We start from the raw sequence: 19,771 nt of genomic DNA, 5'->3' as shown, positions 1-19,771 counted from the left end.
TGTCTATCCTCCGGTCTGAATGACCTCGCCGAGCTGCTGTTTCAGCTCGGTGACTGTTTCGTCGACGGGTTTGCCGAGGGTGAGCGCGCTGGAGACGGCGCTGGAGATGACCAGGCTGAGCTGGTTGTAGTCGGCGGTGACCGGCCTCGGCCGCGCTGAGAGGATCGCCTCCTTGAGCACGGGCAGGTACGGGAACCGCTTGATGAGCTCCGGATCGTCGTAGAGGTCGGCCCACACCGGGGGGAACGACCCCTGGGCGAGGACCAGCCGCTGGCACTCCGGTCCGGTGAAGTAGCGGATGAAGTTGAGAGCCGACTTCTGCCGCTTCGAGTACGCGCTGATGGCGAGGTTCTGCCCGCCCAGCGTGCTGGACCCCGGGCCGGTGCGGCCCGGGAGCCGGGTGACCTGGAACTTGCCGGCCACGGCGGAGTGCGTGGCCGGGCCGTACGCGTGCGGCCAGTTGCGGGTGAAGAGCAACTCGCCGCGTTGGAAGGCGAGCCGCGACTCCTCCTCCTTGTACGCGAGCGCCTCCTGGGGGATCCACCCCTCCTTGAGGCCGTCGACGAGGAAGCTGAGCGCGGTCCGGGCGGTGTCCGGGTCCATCGTCACGGTCCGCGCGTCCGACGAGAGGATCGTCCCGCCGGCCGAGTGGACCGCTTCCGTGAAGTTCACCGTCAGTCCCTCGTACGTCAGGAACTGACCCGCATATCCACCTATGTCATATTTCTTCCCCAGGCGCTTGGCCTGATCGCGAAGCTCCGCCCAGGTCGTGGGCGGTTTGAGGTGCTCCTTCTTGAGGAGGTCGGACCGGTAGTACAGCAACCCGGCGTTGCTCGTGAACGGCACGGCCCACAGCCGGTCCCGGTAGACGGCGGTGTCCACGACCGGACGCAGCAGCTTGCCCATGGGGAAGAGGCCGCGGTCCAGCGGGACGATCCACCCGGCGTCGGCGAACTCCGCCGTCCAGACCACGTCCAGCCCGAGCACGTCGTAGCGGTCGCTGTGCGCCTGGAGGTTGGCCACCATCTGGGCGCGCTGCTCGTCGGCCGCCTCCGGCAGTTCGAGCAGCGTCACCCGTTCGGCGGGATGGGTCTGGTTCCACCGGTCGAGCAGCGGCCGGAGGTACGCGGTCGTGTCGCGGCCGATGGCGAGCGTGATCGGACCGGTGCCCCCGGTGCCGTCTCCCTGCGCGGGACCTGGCTCGCCGCCGAACCCGGAACATCCCGCGAGCAGCAGGGTGGCCAGGAGCAGACAGCCGCGGCGAACCACGTGACCTCCGGATTAAGTCCGAGTTACATACGTGTTAGGTAGGTGCATGCATGTTATGCATAGCGATAATGTGGGCGTCAACGGGTGTATCCAGTCCGCTCGGTAACGTTCCGGTCACTACGCTCTGGGAGGTGTGCGCGTGCGGCTGCCGCTGCTGGCGCTCCTCGCGAAGGAACCTGCCCACGGCTACGAACTGAAGCATGCTCTCGAGAAGACGTTCGGAGACGCGTACCCGTCGCCGAACATCGGCCAGATCTACGTCACGCTCGGCCGCCTGGAGAAGGACGGCTTCGTCCGCGCCGTGGACGTCGAGCAGGTGAACCGGCCGAACAAAAAGGTCTACTACCTCACGGCCACCGGCCGCGAGGCGCTGGACAACTGGGTCGACGAGCCTACCGAGGGGCCGCGGGTGCGGGACGAGTTCTTCATGAAGCTCGTGCTCGCCCCGCTGACGGGCATCGCCGACCGGATGACGCTGGTCAACCGTCAGCGCCGCCACTACCTCTCGCTGATGCGGGACCTCAACGAACTCGCCGAGCGCACCGATCCGGAGAATCGGGTGGCTCTGCTGCTGATCGAGGGCGCCATGCTCCATCTGCAGGCCGACCTCGACTGGCTGGAACGCTGCCAGGAGGAACTTCCCTGATGCCCCCCACACCCCCCACACCCCCCACGCTCCGAACCTTCCGCGCATCGCGTACGCCTGAGAGGGGCCGGTCGTGACCGGCGCCCCCGCGATCAAGGCGATCAACCTCGTCAAGATCTACCAGTCCGGCGGCGTCCCGGTTCCGGCCGTCCGCGGCATCGACATGCGGGTCGAGAGCGGGGAGTTCGTCGCCATCATGGGCCCGTCGGGTTCGGGCAAGTCCACTCTCGTCCACATGCTCGGCGGGCTCGACGTCCGGACGAGCGGGGAGATCTGGCTGGACGGCACCCGCGCCGACACTCTCTCCGAGAGCGGGTGGGCGCTGCTGCGGCGGCAGAAGGTCGGCTTCGTCTTCCAGTTCTTCAACCTGGTCGCCAACATGACCATCGCCGACAACGTCGAGCTGCCCGCGCTGCTCGGCGGGGCGTCTCCCCGCCAGGCCCGGGAGCGGCGCGAGTACCTCCTCGGTGAACTGGGGCTCACCGAACGGGCCGCGGCCGCTCCCGCGCAGCTCTCCGGCGGCGAGCAGCAGCGGGTCGCGCTGGCCCGCGCGCTGGCCAACCAGCCCCGGCTGCTCCTCGCCGACGAGCCCACCGGCAACCTGGACAGCCGCAACACCAAGGACGTGCTGCGCCTGCTGTCCGACGTGCACAAGAAGGGCCAGACGATCGTCCTCGTCACCCACGACGCGCGGGTGGCCAGCATGGCCGACCGCGTGGTCAGCCTCCTGGACGGCGAGATCGTCGACGACGGCGCCCTGCCCAGGACGCGCCGCCGCCCGATGGGCACGGTCGGCGACGTCGTCGAGCTGCGAGGCTGAGGCGTGCGGGCGGAGCTGCGCTGGATCCGCGCCGACCTGCGGGCGCGCCGGGGGCAGGCGCTGCTCACGATCCTCACCGTCGCCGGGATCGTCACCGCGCTCATCACCGCCGCCACCCTGCTCGAAGACGGCACGAACCCCTGGCGCGGCCTGTTCACCCGGGGGAACGGCGCGCACATCTGGATCCACACCAAGGACACGCCCGACGTGGTCGCCCTGCGGTCGCTGGACGGCGTCACCGACCTCGCCGGGCCGTACCGGAGCGCGCCGGCCACCTTGGCCGCGCACGGGCGCAAGGTGCCCATCGCCCTTCAGGAGACGCCCGCCGCGTTCCAGGCCGTCGCGCGCCCGCTGCTGCGCGAGGGGCGCTGGCTTGACGTGCGCGACCCGGACGCGGTCGTGGTCGAGCGGTCGTTCGCGCGCGAACTGGGGCTGCGGCCGGGCAGCCCGTTCCCGGTCACCGGCCTGAACGGCGCCTCGCACGCGCTGGTGGTGGCCGGGCTGGCCGAGAGCGGCGACCAGGGTTTCTACCCCGACTGGGCTCCGGGCCTGGTCTGGACGCTGGCCGGGACGCTCAACGTGGTCGAGCCCGCCGCCGGTCGCACCGAGAGCGTCATCGGGTTGCGGCTCACCGACCCCGACGACACCGACCTCGTCGTGCAGCGGGCGGTCACCGTGCTGGACAACCAGGTGCAGCGGGTCTCCACCTGGCGCGAGGTGCGGGCCTCGATGGAGCTCGACAACCGGCTGCTCGGCCTGCTGCTCGCGCTGTTCGGCGTCGCGGGCCTGGTCGCCGCGGCCCTCGCCCTCGCCAACGCCACCGGCGGCCGGGTGCTCGGCCAGGTACGCGACATCGCCACGCTGAAGTCGCTCGGGTTCACCCGGCGCCAGGTGACCTGGACCCTGGTCGCCGAGCACGGCGTCCTCGGCCTGCTCGGGATCGTGCTCGGGCTGGTCGCCGGCCGGTTGATCACCGTGTACGCGCTGCCGGACACCGTGGTCGTCCCGCTCTCGCCCGGGCCGTTCGCCGCGATCGCCCTCGGCACGGGGCTGGTGGTCCTGGGCTCGGTCTGGGTGCCCGCCTGGGGCGGCGGCCGGACGCCGCCGATCCCCGCCACGCCGGCGGCGCCCCCGAGCGGCCACCTGTCCCGGCTGGCCCGGCTGGCCCTGCTCGTACGGCTGCCGCCCGCGCTGGTGCTCGGCGCGCGGGACGCGTTCACGCGCAGGACGCCGGCGCTGCTCACGGTGTGCGGGGTGGCCATCCCGATGATGATGATCGCCATCGGGCTCGGCTGCTGGGCGACGCTCGACGACTTCATCCGCCATCCCGAGCGGGTCGGCCAGGCGGCCGCGCTGACCGTACGCCCGGGAGACCTGGCGGCGGACGAGGCGCAGCGGCGGGCCGCGGCCGACCCGGACGTGGCGGCGGTCTATCCCGGAGCCGAGCCGGACGCGCTCGTGCCGTGGCAGACCAGGACGGTGCGCACCCGGGCGCTCGGCCGGTCCGCCGACCCCTATCCGTTCCCCGTCGTGGAGGGACGGATCTACCGGGACCAGGGCGAGGCGGTGGCCGGGCAGGGGCTGCTCGACCTGCTCGGCGTCCGCATCGGCGACCGGGTGCGGATGACGATCGGCGGCACCCCGCTGATCGTCAGGATCGTCGGCCGGGTCGTGGAGCCGGAGCACGACGGCGAGGTGCTGTCGTTCGGCCTGGACAGCCTGGCGGCCAAGGACGCGGTGCCGCAGTTCTACAACATCGTGCTGCGCGAGGGCGCCGACCCCGCCGAGGTGCGGACCCGGCTCCTCGGCATGTCGCTGGAGGTCTCCCCGGTGGTGAACCCGGCCGAGCGGCTGGCGATCATCAGGGTGATCATCATCGCGCTGGTCGTCGTGCTGGCGCTGATCGGCCTGGCGAACCTGCTGACCGCGAGCGCGCTCGGGCTGCGCGACCACGCGCCGGACCTCGCGGTGCTCAAGGCGATGGGACTCACCCCGCGCCAGGTCATGGCGACGCTGATGACCGGCACCGGCCTGCTCGCCGTCAGCGGCGTGGTCATCGGCACCGCGGCGGGCGCGCCGCTCGCGGCCGTGCTGATCGATCTGGAGGGCCGGGAGAGCGGTGTCGGAGCGGGGATCGGTCGCGCTCCCACACCGGGGATGCTCGCCGCCTCCATGCTGGTCGCGGTGGGCGCGTCCCTGCTCGTCACGCTGATCCCGGCCCGCCGGGCGGCGCGCGCCCGGGTTCCGCACAGCGCCCGCTGACCCTCCGTACGGCCCGCTGGACGCGTCGCCGAAGGCGACGATCAAGGGGGTTGCAAGCGGTCCGTCGCAGACTGTGCCAAACGCAGCCTGAGAGGATCTTTGCGATGGTCATCCCCCACGCCAGATCCGGCGGCCCGACCGCCGGCGCAGCCGTCCCTCCGCAGCTCTCTGCCGGCCGCCGGAGGCGGCCGAAGGTGACGCGAGCCGCACTCGCCCTGATCCTCCCGATCGCGGCCGCATCCATGATCAACGGCGGGGTCGCGGAAGCCGCGGCCCCGCAATGGCGGATCGTCCCGGGCACCACTCTCGGGCCGCACGGCAGTGGCCTGGTGGAGGTGGCGGCGACCGGCCCGGGGGACGCCTGGGCGGTGGGGTACGCCTGCACCGTGGAGAAGCACGTGCCGTGTCCGGCGATCGCGCGCTGGAACGGCGTTCAGTGGAAGAACGCGACCATGCCCGCCTACCGCTATCCGGCCGGGTACGACTCGGACATCTACACGTTCGACGCCGTCAGCGCGGCGTCCGGCAACGACGTGTGGGTGGTGGGCAATGGGCGCAGCGTGCGGGTCGGGCACTGGAACGGCGGGAGCTGGAGCATGTACCGGCCGTTCGGCGTGGCCGAGGACCCTGCTGGCTAACTTGTCTCAGGCCGCGAGAGCGAGTTCTGCCAGTTCGAGGCGGGCAAGGTGGCCGGTGCGGGTCCGATCGAGTGGGTGCCCGTTCCACCAGGCATCCAGGCGGATGAGGTTGAGCGCCACGGCGGAGAAGACGTGTTCGAGGTGGACCTTCGCCAGGCCCCGATAGCGGGCCCGGCGAACACCGGTGACCGCGACGGCCTGGCGCATGGTGCCCTCGACTCCGGCGCGGAGCTTGTATTTGTCCTGCCACTCCTTGCTGGTCTGATCGACACGGGCCTGGTCAAGAGCTTGTTGAAGTGGGCGGGCGCGGATGGTGAGCTGGCGTCCACCCTTCTTGGCCGAGGTGCACAAGGAGCGAACCGGACACGGCCGGCAGACCTCGCCGCCGAACTTGACCACGATCGCCGCGGTCTCGCGCTGAGTGCAGGGACTCCACGAGGAACTCGCCTGCCCTTGCGGGCAGATGACCTGCTCAGCGTCCCAGTCGATGGTGAACGCCGAGCGGTCGTAGCCGGCGGCGGCACGGGCTTGCGATGAGTGATCAAGCAGAACCGGGGTGACCAGCGCGATATCGAACCTCTTGCGCGCACTCACGAGGATTTCCGCGGACGGGTAGCCGGAATCGAGGTAGTGCTCGGCCGGCAGCAGCCCACGTGCCGCGAGCATCTGGTGGATCTTCTCGGTCATCTGGTTGTCGGGGACGGTCGCGTCCGTGGTGGCCACGTTCGTGATCAGGTTGGGCGGCACGATGTTCTCGCCGTTCTCGCCGTTCTCGCCGGGGGTGGGATGGCAGGTCTCGCTGATGTGGACCTTGTAGCCGTTCCAGAACAGGTCCTCGCCCTTGGCCGCCCACCGGGCATCCATGTCGTAGGGGGAAGTCAGCCGCCATCTGCCGGGCGGCAGTCCCTCTCCGCCGTCTTCGAGGGGCCGCCGCCGCTTGACCACCTCCCGCCCGCCTCGACCGGTGATGCGCACATAGTTTTGAACCAGCATGACCCGCAGCGCGTCGACAGCGGGCAGGTTCCGCAGCCAGACCGGGGAGAACGGCGCGTACACCGCCTCCAGCAGCACATACCCGTCGGTGCCGTAGGCGACCGCCAACTCCTCCCGTTTCGACTCCGAGGTCGGCAGCCGCCAGGAATCGACGCGGGCCCGGTAACGCTGCGCCCATCCGGGCAGCTCCAGGACCCTGCTCGTCCAGCCCGGATCAGCGGCCGAGATCGCCTCCAACGCGGCGCGCACACACTCACCGGCCAACTCCAGCCGGTTCAGATCCCGAACCGCGCTGATCACGTGGGTGGAGTCGGTCCGCTGCTTACCACCCGCCCTCACCAGGCCTTTCTCGCCCAGCTTGGCGAGGAGAAGGTCCAGGGCCTTCTCCTCCAAGCCGTGCTGGAGGACCCGGGTACGGAACTCACTCAGCACAGACGCGTCGAACCCGGGATCATCCAGCGCTAATCCGAGAGCGTATTTCCAGCTCAGGTCCATCCTCACGGTCTCGGCGGCTTGGCGGTCGGTGAGGTTGTCCACTCGCTGCAGCACCGTGATCAACGCCAGCCGTCCCGGTGACCAGCCTGGCTTGCCCTCGATCCCGAACGCGACCGCGAACTCCGCGTCGGCGAACAGTTCTCCCAGCTCATCACGGACTCGGACCGGCAATGGCTTCTCGCGTTTACCGCGATGCATCGCCTGGATCGCTGCCGCGATCTGCGGGTCGGGATCCGGCCACGGCCTCGGCTGCATCGACACCGACCACTCCATCCGCGGCCGGATGAGGGGAGAAACGGCCGCGCACGGCATGATCTCGGGCTATAACAGCTCAGGTCACGGACCCGACACCCGCGTGTCGCGAGTTAGCCAGCAGAGTCGCCGAGAACTACAAACTGTCCGACGTCGAGGTCGCTCGGGGACGGGTGTGGTTCGCCGGGACCACCAACGACGACCGCGGCATCATCCTGAGCTGGAACGGGCGCACGGGGTTCACCAGCGAGTCCATCCACAATGGCACCCTCGCTGCGGTGTCGGCCCGCAGCAGGACCGGCGAGATCTGGGCGGTCGGCCACTCGCGGAACACCGGCGGGCCTCTCGTCGTGCGGGGGACCGGGAAGGCCGGCGCCATGGACTGGAGGGAGATCTCCGTCCCGGCGACACCCGAGGGCAGTCTCACCCAGGTCTGGCCGATCAGCGCCGACGACGTCTGGGCGATCGGCCACATCGGCGCCGGCACCGGCGATCAGCTCACGATGTCGCAGCCGCTCGTCCTCCACTACGACGGCAGGTCATGGAGCCGGGTGCCCCTTCCGGTGAAGAAGGGCCGCCTCACCAGCGTCACCGCCGACGCGTCCGGAGACATCTGGGTGGCCGGCATCGACGCGTCCCATCCGAAGCAGGCCCTCTTCCTGCGGCGGTCGCGGGGCGGGTGGAGCGCGACGTACGGCCCCGACTTCCGGTTCGGCGAGGTGCGCGGGGTGTCCATCACCCGGATCCCCGGCTCGAACGGCATGTGGGCCGTGGGACGCGACGGCGACGGTGACGGCGGGAGAGACGGGGAGAAGACGACCACCCTTCGGTACGGCTGATCGCCGGACCCCGCCCGGCCGCGTGAGCGGCCGACCAGGGCTATGCGCGGCCGGGCCCCCTTCGCGGGCCCGGCTGCGCCTCACATCCGTCCGGGAACGGCGGTCAGGGGCGGATCGAGAACCAGTAGAACCCGTGGCCCGGCAGGGTCAGCAGGTACGGCCGCTCGCCGATGACGGGGAAGGGGACCCCGCCGCGGCATTCGATCGGCGTCATACCGGCGAACCTGCGCAGGTCGAGCTCGACCGGCTGCGGATGCTTGGACAGGTTGTTGACGCACAGCATCCGGTCCTCGCCCTCCTCACGGAGGAAGGTGAGCACGGCCGGGTTCGGCGACCACAGCTCGATGTAGTCGCCGGTGCCGAACACCGGGTGCTCCCGCCTGATCTGCAGCATCCGTCGGGTGAAGTGGAGGAGCGACGACTCGCTCTTGATCTGCGCCTCTACGTTGACCGACTGGTAGCCGTAGATCGGGTCCATCACGGCGGGCAGGTACAGCCGGCCCGGGTCCGCGTTGGAGAACCCGGCGTTGCGGTCCGGGCTCCACTGCATCGGCGTGCGGACCGAGTCACGGTCCTCCAGCCAGATGTTGTCGCCCATGCCGATCTCGTCACCGTAGTACATGACCGGCGAGCCCGGCATGCTCAGCAGCAGCGCGGTGAACAGCTCGATCTGGTCCCGGTCGTTCTCCAGCAGCGGGGCCAGCCGGCGCCGGATGCCGAGGTAGGCCCGCATCCGCGGGTCCTTGGCGTACTCGGCGTGCATGTAGTCGCGCTCTTCCTCGCTGACCGTCTCGAGCGTCAGCTCGTCGTGGTTGCGGAGGAAGATGCCCCACTGGGCGCTCTCCGGCAGCTTCGGCGTGCGCGACATGATTTCCGTGATGGGTTCCCGGTTCTCCCGGCGCACGGCCATGAAGATGCGCGGCATCAGCGGGAAGTGGAACGCCATGTGGCACTCGTCGCCGCCGGTCGTCGGGTCGCCGAAGTACTCGACCACGTCCTCGGGCCAGCCGTTCGCCTCGGCGAGCAGCACCCGGTCCGGGAAGAGCCGGTCCACCTCGGCCCGCACCCGCTTGAGGTACGCGTGCGTCTCGGGCAGGCCGGAGCAGGACGTGCCGTCGCGCTCGAAGAGGTACGGCACGGCGTCCAGCCGGAACCCGTCCACGCCCAGGTCGAGCCAGAAGCGGAGCACTTCCAGCATGGCGTCCTGCACGGCCGGGTTGTCGTAGTTGAGGTCCGGCTGGTGGTGGAAGAACCGGTGCCAGTAGTACTGGCCGCGCACCGGGTCGTACGTCCAGTTGGACTCCTCGGCGCCGATGAAGATGATCGGCGCGTCGGGGTAGCGCGTCGGGTCGTCGGACCAGACGTAGAAGTCGCCGAAGGGGCCCTCGGGGTCGTGCCGGGACGCCTGGAACCACGGGTGCTTGTCGCTGGTGTGGTTCATGACGAGGTCGGTGATGACACGGATGCCGCGCTCGTGCGCGGCCTCGATCATCTTGATGAAGTCACTGAGATCGCCGAACTCCGGAAGGATCTTCAGGTAGTCGGAGATGTCGTACCCGCCGTCGCGCAGCGGGGACTCGTACAGCGGCAGCAGCCAGAGGCAGTCGATGCCCAGCCACTTGAGGTAGTCCATCTTCTCGATGAGCCCACGCAGGTCGCCGGTGCCGTCACCGTTCGAGTCCTTGAAACCGCGGACCAGCGCCTCGTAGAAGACCGCCCGTTTGTACCAATGGGGGTCTTGGGAGGTGAAGTCCTCGATCTCGGGGGTGGGCATGAGGGCGCCGAGGCTGAGCCCGGCGGTCTCGCGAGCCGGCACGGGGGCGTGTCGGCTCGTGGATCCAGCGACCGGCGGTGCAGCCGGGATGAGGTTGCTGGGCGCCGTGACCTGGGGGGACAGGTCGGCGGCAGCCTCGGAAACGGGTTCCGGGCATGGCGAAGCAGCGTTCATCTGGTCTCGCTTGATGAAGAAGGGGTGGGGGTGGCCTGGTCACACTCCGCAGCTGTATGCCAGCTCATGCCATATACATAACAAGAAACTACCATCAGCCAGGGTTTGACAAGGAGTCGTTACCTTGTCCTGACAAGTGCTTTTCGTCTGTTGCCGTCTGGTCGCGCACGGTTATCTCGCTGTCGCCCGCAGAGTCGCCCGCGGAGTCGTGCGCGGGCGACGGCGGGGCCGCCGGAACGGGGTCGGCGGCGGACGAGACGCCGAGGTGCGGCGCGGGTCAGCCGAGGTTCCCCGCCCACGGCGGCGTGAGGTCGCCGAGGACGTCCTCGTAGTCGGCCAGCCAGGTGCCGAACAGCACCAGGCCGCGCAGCCAGAACCGGGAGTTCCATGAGCCGAACGACGCCAGCGCGTCCGGCCCCTCGGCCACGACGTCCAGCATCTGGGGCGACATCAGGCCGGGGATCGTCGCGGCCTTCAGCAGCATTCGGTGGTTCCACTCCCGGGCGACCGGGCCGTTCGAGCGCAGCGGCACCCGGCGGTGCGGGAGCGCGCCGTTGGTGGACGGCAGCGTCGCGACCTTGAGGTTGGCCGCCCGCAGGATCTCCCGGTAGAACTTGCCCCCCTCCTTGCGGGTGACGGGCACCGAGAGGGCCGCGTCGAAGAACTCCGGGTGCAGGAACGGGAACACCGGCGTGGCCTCCGGGCCCACCAGGTTGACCGGGGAGCGGGCGATGCCCCGGGCGGTGCGCGTGTGCAGCACGCTGAGCGGCAGCTCGGAACGGTGGCCGTGCAGCATCGAGGTCGCCCGGGTGAAGGCCGCGCGGACCCTGCCGTCCATCCAGCCGAGCGCGGCCTCGCCGAGGACGGGCATGTGCGGCTCGCCGGTCGCCAGCGCGGCCAGGAGCGCCTCGCGGCGGGAGGCGCCGGTCCCGGCGTCCACCGCGTCGGCGGTGATGAGGAAGTTCTTCATCAGCGGGCCGCCGGCCAGGCCGTCCACCACCGGCCGCCCCGCCGCGTGGACCTCGCGGGCGAACGGGGAGTACCAGGCGTGGTGGCTGGTCAGGTACTCCAGCCGTCGCGCCGCCCACAGCGCCTCTTCCGGGTATTTTTCGGGATATTGCGGGATAATTCGATGCGCCAGGCCGAGTTCCCGCGTGATGTAGCGCGCGAAGTCGATGTCGTTGTCCAGCCCGTCGTCCGGACTGGTCGTCCACGACTCGACGTCCATCTCCCTGGCCACCGCGACGCTCGCCAGCAGCCGCGAGTCGTACCCGCCGCTCACCGGGACCAGCACGCGGTCGTACGGCGCGAGGGCGTCGTGCAGCAGCGCGACGAGGTCGCCGCCGGTCACGCCCCGGTCGAACGGCTCCTCACGCACCCAGCGCGGCGCCCGCCGGTCCACCCGCATCCGCCGATCGGTCCGGGACCAGATCAGCGCGGACGCCCCCGGCAGCCGCTTGACCTGCCGGTACGGGGTGTCCTCAAGCAGCGGATAGGTCAGCTTGAGAATGGCGGCCCAGGCGTCCCAGTTCACCTCGTACGGCGTGCGCGCCAGGGCGAGCAGCGGCTCGATCAGGCCCGCGAAGTAGATCACGTCGCCGTCGGCCAGGTAGTAGACGTCGTCCAGGCCGAAGGCCCCGGTGTGCAGGATCACCTCGTCCGGCTCGTCGATCAGGCCGGGCGTCTCGTAGGTCTCGGCCGCGGACAGCCAGCCCGGCCGGGCCCCCGTCCCGGCGGGCACGCCCGGAAGCCCGCCTCCCGGAGCGGCGCTCGCCGTCAGGCGGCCGCCCCAGGCGAAGGCGGCGTGGCCGGAATCGCCCGCCTGGCCCCGCTCCCCGCTGTCCGCCGCGTCTGTCCCCGTGTCGTACGGGCGGATGGGCGCGGAGGTGAGGAGGGCCGCGTCCGGCGTCCGGTGGACCAGCCGTACGGCCGGGCCCGAGCGGGCCAGCACGTCCAGCCTGGCTGGATCGAAGGGCCCGATGGCACCACACACGTACGGCCTGGCCTGGTATCGCGGCCACTCACCTTTGCGCACCGTTTGCCCTCCTTCTACTTCGACGGGAGAGTCTACGGATTTAGGCCACCACCCAACGACGCGCGAAACCGCGCGGCCCGCCCATCCGCCGCCCTGGCGGGCTCACCGCCCGGCGACCTCCCACAGCGCGCCCACCGGCATGGCCCGCAGTTTCGGCCCGAAGAGGAGCCGGCGGGGGAATCTGCGTTCCCTCCCTTCGGGTTTTGTCGGTAGCTGCCGATAGCGTGGCGATCTCGTTACTGAACGTGGGAGGTGGGAGTGCGCAGGTCGTACAAGTTCTTGCTGCGCCTCACCGGCAAGCAGGCCGCCACGCTCGCGCAGTGCTTGGAAGATCACCGGGTGTTGTACAACGCGGCGTTGGAGCACCGCCGTACCGCTTACGGCAAGGCGGGCGTGGCCGTCCGCTACGGCGACCAGTCCGGCGAGCTGAAGCACATCCGCTCCGACGACCCCGCCGGTCAGGGCCGCTGGTCATTCTCCTCCCAGCAGGCCACGCTCCGCCGCCTGGACAAGGCGTTCGCCGCGTTCTTCCGTCGCGTCAAGGCCGGGCAGAAGCCGGGCTTCCCCCGATTCAAAGGACGCGGCTGGTTCGACACTGTGGAGTGGCCGAAGGACGGTGACGGCTGCCGATGGGACTCCCAACCGGAGCACCCGAGTGCGACCTTCGTCCGCTTGCAGGGCGTTGGGCACGTCCGCGTCCACCAGCACCGGGCCGTGAGGGGTCGGGTGAAGACGATCGCGGTGAAACGGGAAGGCAACCGCTGGTACGTGGTCCTGTCCTGCGATGACGTGCCCGCGCAAACCCTGCCCGCGACTGGCGCGGTCGTCGGCCTGGACATGGGCGTCGCCTCGCTCGTCACGACCAGCGACGGCGAGCATGTGGCCAACCCGCGCCACCTGCACGCGTCCGCCGATCGTCTCGCGGCGGCACAGCGGGCACTGGCACGCAAGAAGCGGGGCTCCAAACGCCGCCGCAAGGCCGCCGCACGTGTCGCCGCCCTGCACGCCAAGGTCCGCCGCCAGCGCTTGGACGGCACGCACAAGGCCGCGCTCGCCCTGGTCCGTGAATACGGCGTGATCGTGCATGAGGACCTGCGGATCGCGAACATGACCCGCTCGGCCACCGGCACGATCGAAGCCCCTGGCCGGAACGTGGCACAGAAGTCCGGGTTGAACCGGAGCATCGTGGACGCGGGTTGGGGGGTGTTCCTGACGGTCCTCGCGCACAAGGCTGAAAGCGCCGGTCGAGAGCTGATCGCAGTCGATCCCGCCAACACCTCCCGCACGTGCGCCCGCTGCGGGCACTGCGCGAAGGAGAACCGCGTCACCCAAGCCGAGTTCGCGTGTACGGCGTGCGGGCATACCGCGCACGCTGACATAAACGCGGCGATCAACATTCTCAGGGCGGGGCTTGCCCTTCGTGAGGCTGCGAGAGCGGCTTAGCGAGAAGCCGCTCGCTTCAGGGAGCGGAGGAGTCACGAGTACGAATCCCTCAAGTGGCCGAAGGGCGAGATGGCCGCTGGGCGTGTGGACGGATAGTCGCCGGGGGTGTGGCGAGATGGTCGCTACTTGCGTGGACGATTCGTCGCCGGTGTCGTGGACGATTTGCCGGCGGGTCGTGGCCGGATTCGCGGGGTATGTCGTGGTGCTTCGCCGGTAAGTTCATGATCGGCGGGATCTTGGGAGCTATGGAGCGCTTCGCGACGGTTCGGGGAGCTGAGATCGATCCAAGTGATCTGCGAATATTGTGGCTCCCGCCTTTTCGGACTACCGCGGAGTGACCCATGAGCGAGACGAGCGACCTCGAGAGCGTCAAACGCGCATTGGCGCAGGCCGTCGAGGAGGCCGCGGGGGCGGCGGAGCTGTCCCGGCTGCTCACCGAGTACGAGCGGCGGCTCGACGAGGTGGCGCGCTCGGAGGCCGAGGCACTGACGCGGATGCGCGAGGCCGAGGTGCGGGCGCGGAGGGCCGAGCGGCAGAACACGCAGCTCGCCAAGCAGCTGGCCGAGCAGCGCTACCAGACCGAGGTCGCCACCTGGAAGCTCGCCTCGGTGCAGGACAGTCGCTGGCTCAAGCTCGGCGACGCCCTGCACACCAAGAACCCCGGCACGGTGGCCCGGACCCTCAAGGAGCCGGTGAAGAAGCGGCCCGCGCCCAAGCGTTCCGAGTTCAAGCCGGAGCTGCCGGACGTCGGTGAGCCCCCCGCGACGCCGGCCGCGCCCGACCCGCGCGCGCCACAGGTCTCCGCGCCCATGGTCGACGGCTTCGAGGTGCCCAAGGGGCCGCTGGCCCGGCCGTACCTCACCGTGGCGTCGATCGTGGACCGGCAGACCGAGGCGCTGCTGCGCTACGAGTGGCGGCAGGTGACGAACTTCGGCCCCGAGAACTGGGCCGCGATGCTCGACCAGCACCAGCCGCACCTGCTCTTCGTCGAGTCCGTACAGCCCGGCCCGCGGCAGGGCAACGGCGGGCGCTGGCTGGAGGCCCTGGCCGGGGAGTCGCGGGCGCTGCGCGACCTCGTGGAGGCGTGCCGCAAGCGCGGCGTCAAGACCGTCTTCTGGCACTCCGCCGGCGCCGTCTCCCGCGCGGTGCCGGCCGCCGAGCACTTCGAGTACGTGCTGACGGCGACCGAGGCCCGGGTCAGGGAATGGAAGGCCGCGCTGCGCCACGATCGCGTCGGCGTCCTCCCGCTGGCCGTCCAGCCGCGCATCCACAACCCGATCCCCGCGATCGGCGGGCGCACCTCCGACGTCTTCACGCTCGGCCCGGTGGCGCTGCCGGTGCCGCCCGTCGAGGTGAGCGAGCCGGACCAGGCCGGCGCGGCGCCGCGGGCGGAGGCCGCCGAGCCCGCCCCGGGCGGCCGCGCCTGGCAGCCGCTCCCCGGGCAGGACGACGACAAGACGTCCTACGACGACGTGCTGACCGCGTACCGGCGGGCCGGGCTGGTGGTCGCCGTGGCCGACGCGGACGCGCGGGTGGTCGCGGAGATCGCCGCCTGCGCCACGCCCGTGCTCAGGCTGGCCGCGGGCGTCAAGCCCGAGGTGACCGTGGCGCAGGCCGAGGCGCTGCTCGCGGACGCCGCGGGCCTCGAACGCGAGGCCCACCTGGGCTGGCGGCGGACCGTTCCGGTCACGCCGCTGCTCGACCCGATGTTCGACGTGGTCGGGCTGCCCAACGTCCGCAACACCGGCACCGTCTCGGTCATCGCGGCCGTCCAGGGCGCGGCCGAGCTGGAGCACCTTCTGGACCAGATCGCGCGCCAGGCCCACGTGCCGGGGCAGCTCGTCATCGTGGCCGAGGGACTGGACGCCGGGCTGGTCGAGAAGAGCGCACGCCAGATCCTCACCCCGCTCCAGACCTCCGCCGAGGCCACCCCGGGGCTGTCGCTCCCGCAGGGCGTGGCCGTCCTCCAGGACCTCGTCGTACGGGTGCCGGACGCCCCGATGACGCGCGGCGCGGCGCTCGACCGGGCGCTGCGGATGGCCGAGGGCGACTACGTCGCGGTCTTCGACCCCCGCGACGTGTACGGCCAGCATTACCTGTCCGATCTGATCCGCTACTTCGGCTCGACGGAAACCGAGATCGTCGGGAAGGCGTCGTTCTACGCGCACCTGCCCGAGGTGGGGGCCACCCTCCTGCGCCAGCCGGGCGCCGAGCACAGGTTCCTGCCCGAGATCGGCGGCGGGACCCTGCTGGGCCGCCGCCAGGCGCTCGCCGAGCTCGGCTTCGCCGACGTCTCGGACGACTGGGACGAGACGCTCATGCGTCAGTGCCGGGCCGACGGGGTCCGGGTGTACTCGGCGGACCGGTACTCCTATGTCTGTGTGCGCGAGTCCGCCGTCGGCCGCCTGCTCGGCTCCGCCCAGCTCCAGGGCTACTTCCCCGTCGAGCCCCTCGCCCTGATCTAGGTCGGCCCCGCAACCGGGGATTTCGACCGGCATTAGGCTGCCGGGATGACTCCTGACCAGCTCGCCGAGCTCCTCGGGGCGCCGCCCGCGCCATGGGGATCGTGGGCGAGTGAGGCGGTCTACGGCTCGCCGGTCGCGTTCCGGGCCGCCTCGGGGCGGCCGCCGCGCGAGGTCGCCGCGGAGATCGCGGAACGGCTGCGCGAGCACCGCGGGATTCAGGAGGTCAGGGTACGGCCCGACGGGCTCCTGCTGATCGCGGTGACGGCGCCGGGCGAGGTCGCCGGTGAGATCGTGCGGAAGGGGCCGCCGGAGATCCGCGAGCCCGCCGCGCTCGCCCCGGACTTCCCCCGCACGTGGGACAACCCCGGGTTCGTCGTCCGGTACGCGTACGCGCGGGCGGCGGCGGTACGGCGCTGGGCGCGCGATCTCGGCGTCCCCGAGGAGGGGTTCCGGCCCGAGGCGCTGGACGATCCACGCGAGCGCGCCGTGCTGCGGCTGCTCGCCGAGCTGCCGAGCCGTATGACGAGCCGCGACCCGGCGTGGGGGACGTACGCGGGGCAGCTCGCGCTCGCCTACCACGACGCGCACGAGCACTGCCCGGCCGTGCCGTGGGGAGATCGGCCCGCGGGCGACGTCCACACCGCCCGGCTCCGGCTGGCGGCCGCCGTACAGGCCGTCCTGGCCGCGGTCGTGGCGCCCGCTCTGCCCGAACGACTGTGACGGCGTCCGGTGCCGGCTTCACCCGTCCTTCCACAGTCGTGCACCGCCGTCACGACCGTGGCCGGAGCGGAGGCGATCGGGGGAACACCGCAGGGGAGGGCGCTCCCGGGCCGCGGAAAAGGAGGTTCACTATCTTCGGGGCTTTGCAACGAATTTTTCGTTGGAACGATGATATTCCTGCATTTCATATGGTCATCTGTCTCGCCTATCGGTCATCCGTCTCGCCGTGCCGGTGGGGTCGGATAGCCTCGTTCGGGTGAGCCGATTCGCCCATTCCGCCGGTGACGGGCACGCCGAAGCGCTGCCCGAGGTACGTCCACCGCACGCCCCCACAGATCTGAACGCCCTCGATCCGGCGATCTGGACGCGAACGTCCGGCCGCATCGACGGTGCGATCACGATCGGCGGCGTCGACGTGCGCGATCTGGCGGCGCAGCACGGCACGCCGCTCTACGTGGTCGACGAGGAGGACTTCCGCTCCCGCTGCCGCGACTACCGCGCGGCGTTCAGCGACGGCCAGGTCCACTACGCGGGCAAGGCGTTCTTGTGCCGGGAGATCGCCCGCTGGATCCAGCAGGAGGACCTCGGCCTCGACGTGTGCAGCGCGGGCGAGCTCGCGGTCGCGCTGAGCGTCGGCTTCCCGCCCGAGCGCATCACGATGCACGGCAACAACAAGTCGCTCGCCGAGCTGGAGCGGGCCGTCGATGTCGGGGTCGGCCACATCGTGGTCGACTCGTTCGAGGAGATCGCCCGGCTCGGGTTCCTCGCGGAAAAGTACGGCACCCGTCCCAAGGTCATGATCCGGGTGACGGTGGGCGTCGAGGCGCACACGCACGAGTTCATCGCCACGGCGCACGACGACCAGAAGTTCGGCCTCTCGCTGAACAGCGGCGCGGCGGCGGAGGCGGTCCGGCGCATCCTGGCGCTGCCCCAGCTCGAACTGGTCGGCCTGCACTCCCACATCGGGTCCCAGATCACCGACACGGCCGGATTCGAGGTGGCGGCGCGCCGCCTCGCCGCGCTGCTCGTCCAGGTCAAGGAGGAGCACGGCGTCGTCCTGCCCGAATTGGACCTCGGCGGCGGCTACGGCATCCCGTACGTCCAGGGCGACGACGTCCTGGACGTGAAGGAGCTCGCGGACAGCCTGCGCGACATCATCATCAAGGCGTGCGAGGCGGCCGGCCTGCCCGTGCCCCGGCTGACCGTCGAGCCGGGCCGGTCCATCGCCGGGCTCGCCGGCGTGACGCTCTACGAGGTCGGCACGGTCAAGGACGTCGAGGGCCTGCGCACCTACGTCAGCGTGGACGGCGGCATGAGCGACAACATCCGCACCGCGTTGTACGGCGCGGACTACACCGCGACGCTCGCCTCCCGTGAGAGCGAGGCCGAGCCGATGCTCTCCCGCCTCGTCGGCAAGCACTGCGAGAGCGGCGACATGGTCGTGCGCGACCTGTGGTTCCCCGCCGACCTCGCGCCGGGCGACCTGATCGCCGTGGCCGGGACCGGCGCGTACTGCCGCTCGCTCGCCAACAACTACAACTACCTGCCCAAGCCGGCCGTCGTGGCGGTGGCCCACGGCCAGTCGCGCGTCATCGTGCGCCGGGAGACCGAGGACGACCTCCTGAGGGGACAACTGTGACCAAACCGCTGAAAATCGCGCTGCTAGGCTGCGGGGTCGTCGGCTCGCAGGTCGTCCGGCTCCTGCGCGAGCAGGAGAGCGATCTCGCCGCGCGCGTGGGCGCCCCGCTCGAACTCGCCGGGGTGGCGGTGCGCAAGATCGGCCGCAAGCGCGACACCGAGATCGACCCGGAGCTCCTCACCACGGACGCCGAAAGCCTGGTGACCCGTGACGACGTCGACATCGTGGTCGAGGTGATCGGCGGCATCGAGCCGGCCCGGTCGCTGATCCTGTCCGCGATGGCCTCGGGCAAGTCCGTGGTCACCGCCAACAAGGCGCTGCTCGCCGAGGACGGCGCGACCATCCACCGCGCCGCGCGCGAGAACAACGCCGACCTCTACTTCGAGGCCAGCGTCGCGGGGGCGATCCCGCTGCTGCGCCCGCTGCGGGAGTCGATGGCCGGTGACCGCGTACAGCGGGTGCTCGGCATCGTGAACGGCACCACGAACTACATCCTCGACAAGATGGACTCCACCGGCGCGTCGTTCACCGACGCCCTGGAGGAGGCCCAGGCGCTCGGCTACGCCGAGGCCGACCCGACCGCCGACGTCGAGGGCTTCGACGCCGCGGCCAAGGCGGCGATCCTCGCGGGCATCGCCTTCCACACCCGGGTCACCGCGGCGGACGTGTACCGCGAGGGCATCACCGAGATCACCGCGGCCGACGTCGCCTCGGCCAAGGCGATGGGATACGTCATCAAGCTGCTCGCCATCTGCGCGCGGTCCGACGACGGCGGGTCCGTGGGCGTCCGGGTCCACCCCGCGATGATCCCGAGGTCCCACCCCCTCGCGGGCGTCCGCGAGGCGTACAACGCGGTCTTCGTGGAGGCCGAGTCGGCCGGGCGGCTGATGTTCTACGGCGCGGGCGCGGGTGGCGCGCCCACCGCCTCGGCGGTGCTCGGCGACATCGTCGCCGTCGCGCGCAACCGCATCGCGAACACCCGGGGCCCCGAGGAGTCCACGTACGCGGATCTGCGGGTGCACCCGATGGGTGACAGCATCACGCGGTGCCACGTCTCCCTCGACGTGGCGGACAAGCCGGGCGTCCTCGCCAGGGTGGCCGAGATCTTCGCTAAGCACGACGTCTCCATCCAGACCGTCCGCCAGGAGGGCAGGGGCGACGACGCCCAGCTCGTCATCGTCTCCCACCGGGCCACCGACGCCGCGCTCCAGGCGACGATCGGGAGCCTGCGTGAGATGGACATCGTCCGCGCGGTCGCCGGCGTCATGCGGGTCGAAGGCGACGAGGCCCCGTAAAGAGGCCCCGTA

Annotated in this window: 14 protein-coding genes; 10 read left to right on the top strand and 4 right to left on the bottom strand. The window is 70.8% G+C overall.

Annotation, left to right across the window (positions count from 1 at the left end; genetic code table 11):
- Nucleotides 1–3: 3 nt before the first annotated feature.
- Nucleotides 4–1,269: an ABC transporter substrate-binding protein gene (locus ACQP1V_RS37490; RefSeq protein ID WP_433415414.1), complete on the bottom strand. Its 1,266-nt coding sequence runs from the start codon at nucleotides 1,267–1,269 to the stop codon at nucleotides 4–6.
- A 139-nt stretch (nucleotides 1,270–1,408) separates the two neighbouring features.
- Here ACQP1V_RS37490 and ACQP1V_RS37485 point away from each other — a divergent pair, with 139 nt between their 5' ends.
- The 4 genes from ACQP1V_RS37485 to ACQP1V_RS37470 all read left to right on the top strand — a co-directional run bounded on the left by ACQP1V_RS37485 (nucleotide 1,409) and on the right by ACQP1V_RS37470 (nucleotide 5,635).
- The gene (locus tag ACQP1V_RS37485) at nucleotides 1,409–1,915 is read left to right on the top strand and encodes a PadR family transcriptional regulator (protein ID WP_387411747.1); all 507 of its coding nucleotides are present in this window, start codon (nucleotides 1,409–1,411) and stop codon (nucleotides 1,913–1,915) included.
- Nucleotides 1,916–1,988: 73 nt separating this feature from the next.
- Complete coding sequence (locus ACQP1V_RS37480; RefSeq protein ID WP_387411746.1) at nucleotides 1,989–2,735, top strand: ABC transporter ATP-binding protein; 747 nt, start codon at nucleotides 1,989–1,991, stop codon at nucleotides 2,733–2,735.
- Between the two features lie 3 nt (nucleotides 2,736–2,738).
- Complete coding sequence (locus ACQP1V_RS37475) at nucleotides 2,739–4,997, top strand: FtsX-like permease family protein (RefSeq protein WP_433415411.1); 2,259 nt, start codon at nucleotides 2,739–2,741, stop codon at nucleotides 4,995–4,997.
- 194 nt (nucleotides 4,998–5,191) lie between these two features.
- The gene (locus tag ACQP1V_RS37470) at nucleotides 5,192–5,635 is read left to right on the top strand and encodes a hypothetical protein (RefSeq protein ID WP_433415408.1); all 444 of its coding nucleotides are present in this window, start codon (nucleotides 5,192–5,194) and stop codon (nucleotides 5,633–5,635) included.
- A gap of 6 nt (nucleotides 5,636–5,641) precedes the next feature.
- Here ACQP1V_RS37470 and ACQP1V_RS37465 read toward each other — a convergent pair whose 3' ends face one another.
- Nucleotides 5,642–7,378: an IS1182 family transposase gene (locus tag ACQP1V_RS37465; RefSeq protein WP_433426080.1), complete on the bottom strand. Its 1,737-nt coding sequence runs from the start codon at nucleotides 7,376–7,378 to the stop codon at nucleotides 5,642–5,644.
- 170 nt (nucleotides 7,379–7,548) lie between these two features.
- On the opposite strand from ACQP1V_RS37465, the gene ACQP1V_RS37460 reads away from it, so the two are divergent.
- The gene (locus tag ACQP1V_RS37460) at nucleotides 7,549–8,214 is read left to right on the top strand and encodes a hypothetical protein (protein ID WP_433415406.1); all 666 of its coding nucleotides are present in this window, start codon (nucleotides 7,549–7,551) and stop codon (nucleotides 8,212–8,214) included.
- Between the two features lie 103 nt (nucleotides 8,215–8,317).
- On the opposite strand, the gene treS is transcribed toward ACQP1V_RS37460, so the two are convergent.
- Together treS and ACQP1V_RS37450 are read right to left on the bottom strand one after the other, a co-directional pair.
- A complete protein-coding gene (gene treS, locus ACQP1V_RS37455; protein WP_387411768.1) occupies nucleotides 8,318–9,988 on the bottom strand; it encodes a maltose alpha-D-glucosyltransferase in 1,671 nt (556 codons plus the stop codon).
- 451 nt (nucleotides 9,989–10,439) lie between these two features.
- The gene (locus ACQP1V_RS37450) at nucleotides 10,440–12,197 is read right to left on the bottom strand and encodes an asparagine synthetase B family protein (RefSeq protein ID WP_433415403.1); all 1,758 of its coding nucleotides are present in this window, start codon (nucleotides 12,195–12,197) and stop codon (nucleotides 10,440–10,442) included.
- 258 nt (nucleotides 12,198–12,455) lie between these two features.
- On the opposite strand from ACQP1V_RS37450, the gene ACQP1V_RS37445 reads away from it, so the two are divergent.
- From ACQP1V_RS37445 to ACQP1V_RS37425, 5 genes are all read left to right on the top strand, one after another.
- Nucleotides 12,456–13,640, top strand: coding sequence for an RNA-guided endonuclease InsQ/TnpB family protein (locus tag ACQP1V_RS37445; protein ID WP_433415400.1), 1,185 nt, complete (start codon nucleotides 12,456–12,458; stop codon nucleotides 13,638–13,640).
- 341 nt (nucleotides 13,641–13,981) lie between these two features.
- Nucleotides 13,982–16,105, top strand: a complete 2,124-nt coding sequence (locus tag ACQP1V_RS37440; RefSeq protein WP_433415397.1) for a hypothetical protein — start codon at nucleotides 13,982–13,984, stop codon at nucleotides 16,103–16,105.
- A gap of 45 nt (nucleotides 16,106–16,150) precedes the next feature.
- Nucleotides 16,151–16,825, top strand: coding sequence for an anticodon-binding protein (locus ACQP1V_RS37435; RefSeq protein ID WP_433415394.1), 675 nt, complete (start codon nucleotides 16,151–16,153; stop codon nucleotides 16,823–16,825).
- A gap of 256 nt (nucleotides 16,826–17,081) precedes the next feature.
- Nucleotides 17,082–18,464, top strand: coding sequence for a diaminopimelate decarboxylase (lysA, locus tag ACQP1V_RS37430; protein WP_433415391.1), 1,383 nt, complete (start codon nucleotides 17,082–17,084; stop codon nucleotides 18,462–18,464).
- Entirely contained in the window at nucleotides 18,461–19,759 is a 1,299-nt protein-coding gene (locus ACQP1V_RS37425; protein WP_433415389.1) for a homoserine dehydrogenase, read from the top strand. Before lysA ends, ACQP1V_RS37425 begins: the two co-directional genes overlap by 4 nt.
- The last annotated feature ends 12 nt before the right edge of the window (nucleotides 19,760–19,771 follow it).

This window comes from Microtetraspora malaysiensis, from assembly GCF_050947145.1.
In the GTDB taxonomy this organism is placed as follows: Bacteria; Actinomycetota; Actinomycetes; order Streptosporangiales; family Streptosporangiaceae; genus Microtetraspora_A; species Microtetraspora_A malaysiensis.
Note: the sequence above shows the minus strand (reverse complement) of the source record. Positions and strands in the feature narration are given on the sequence as shown.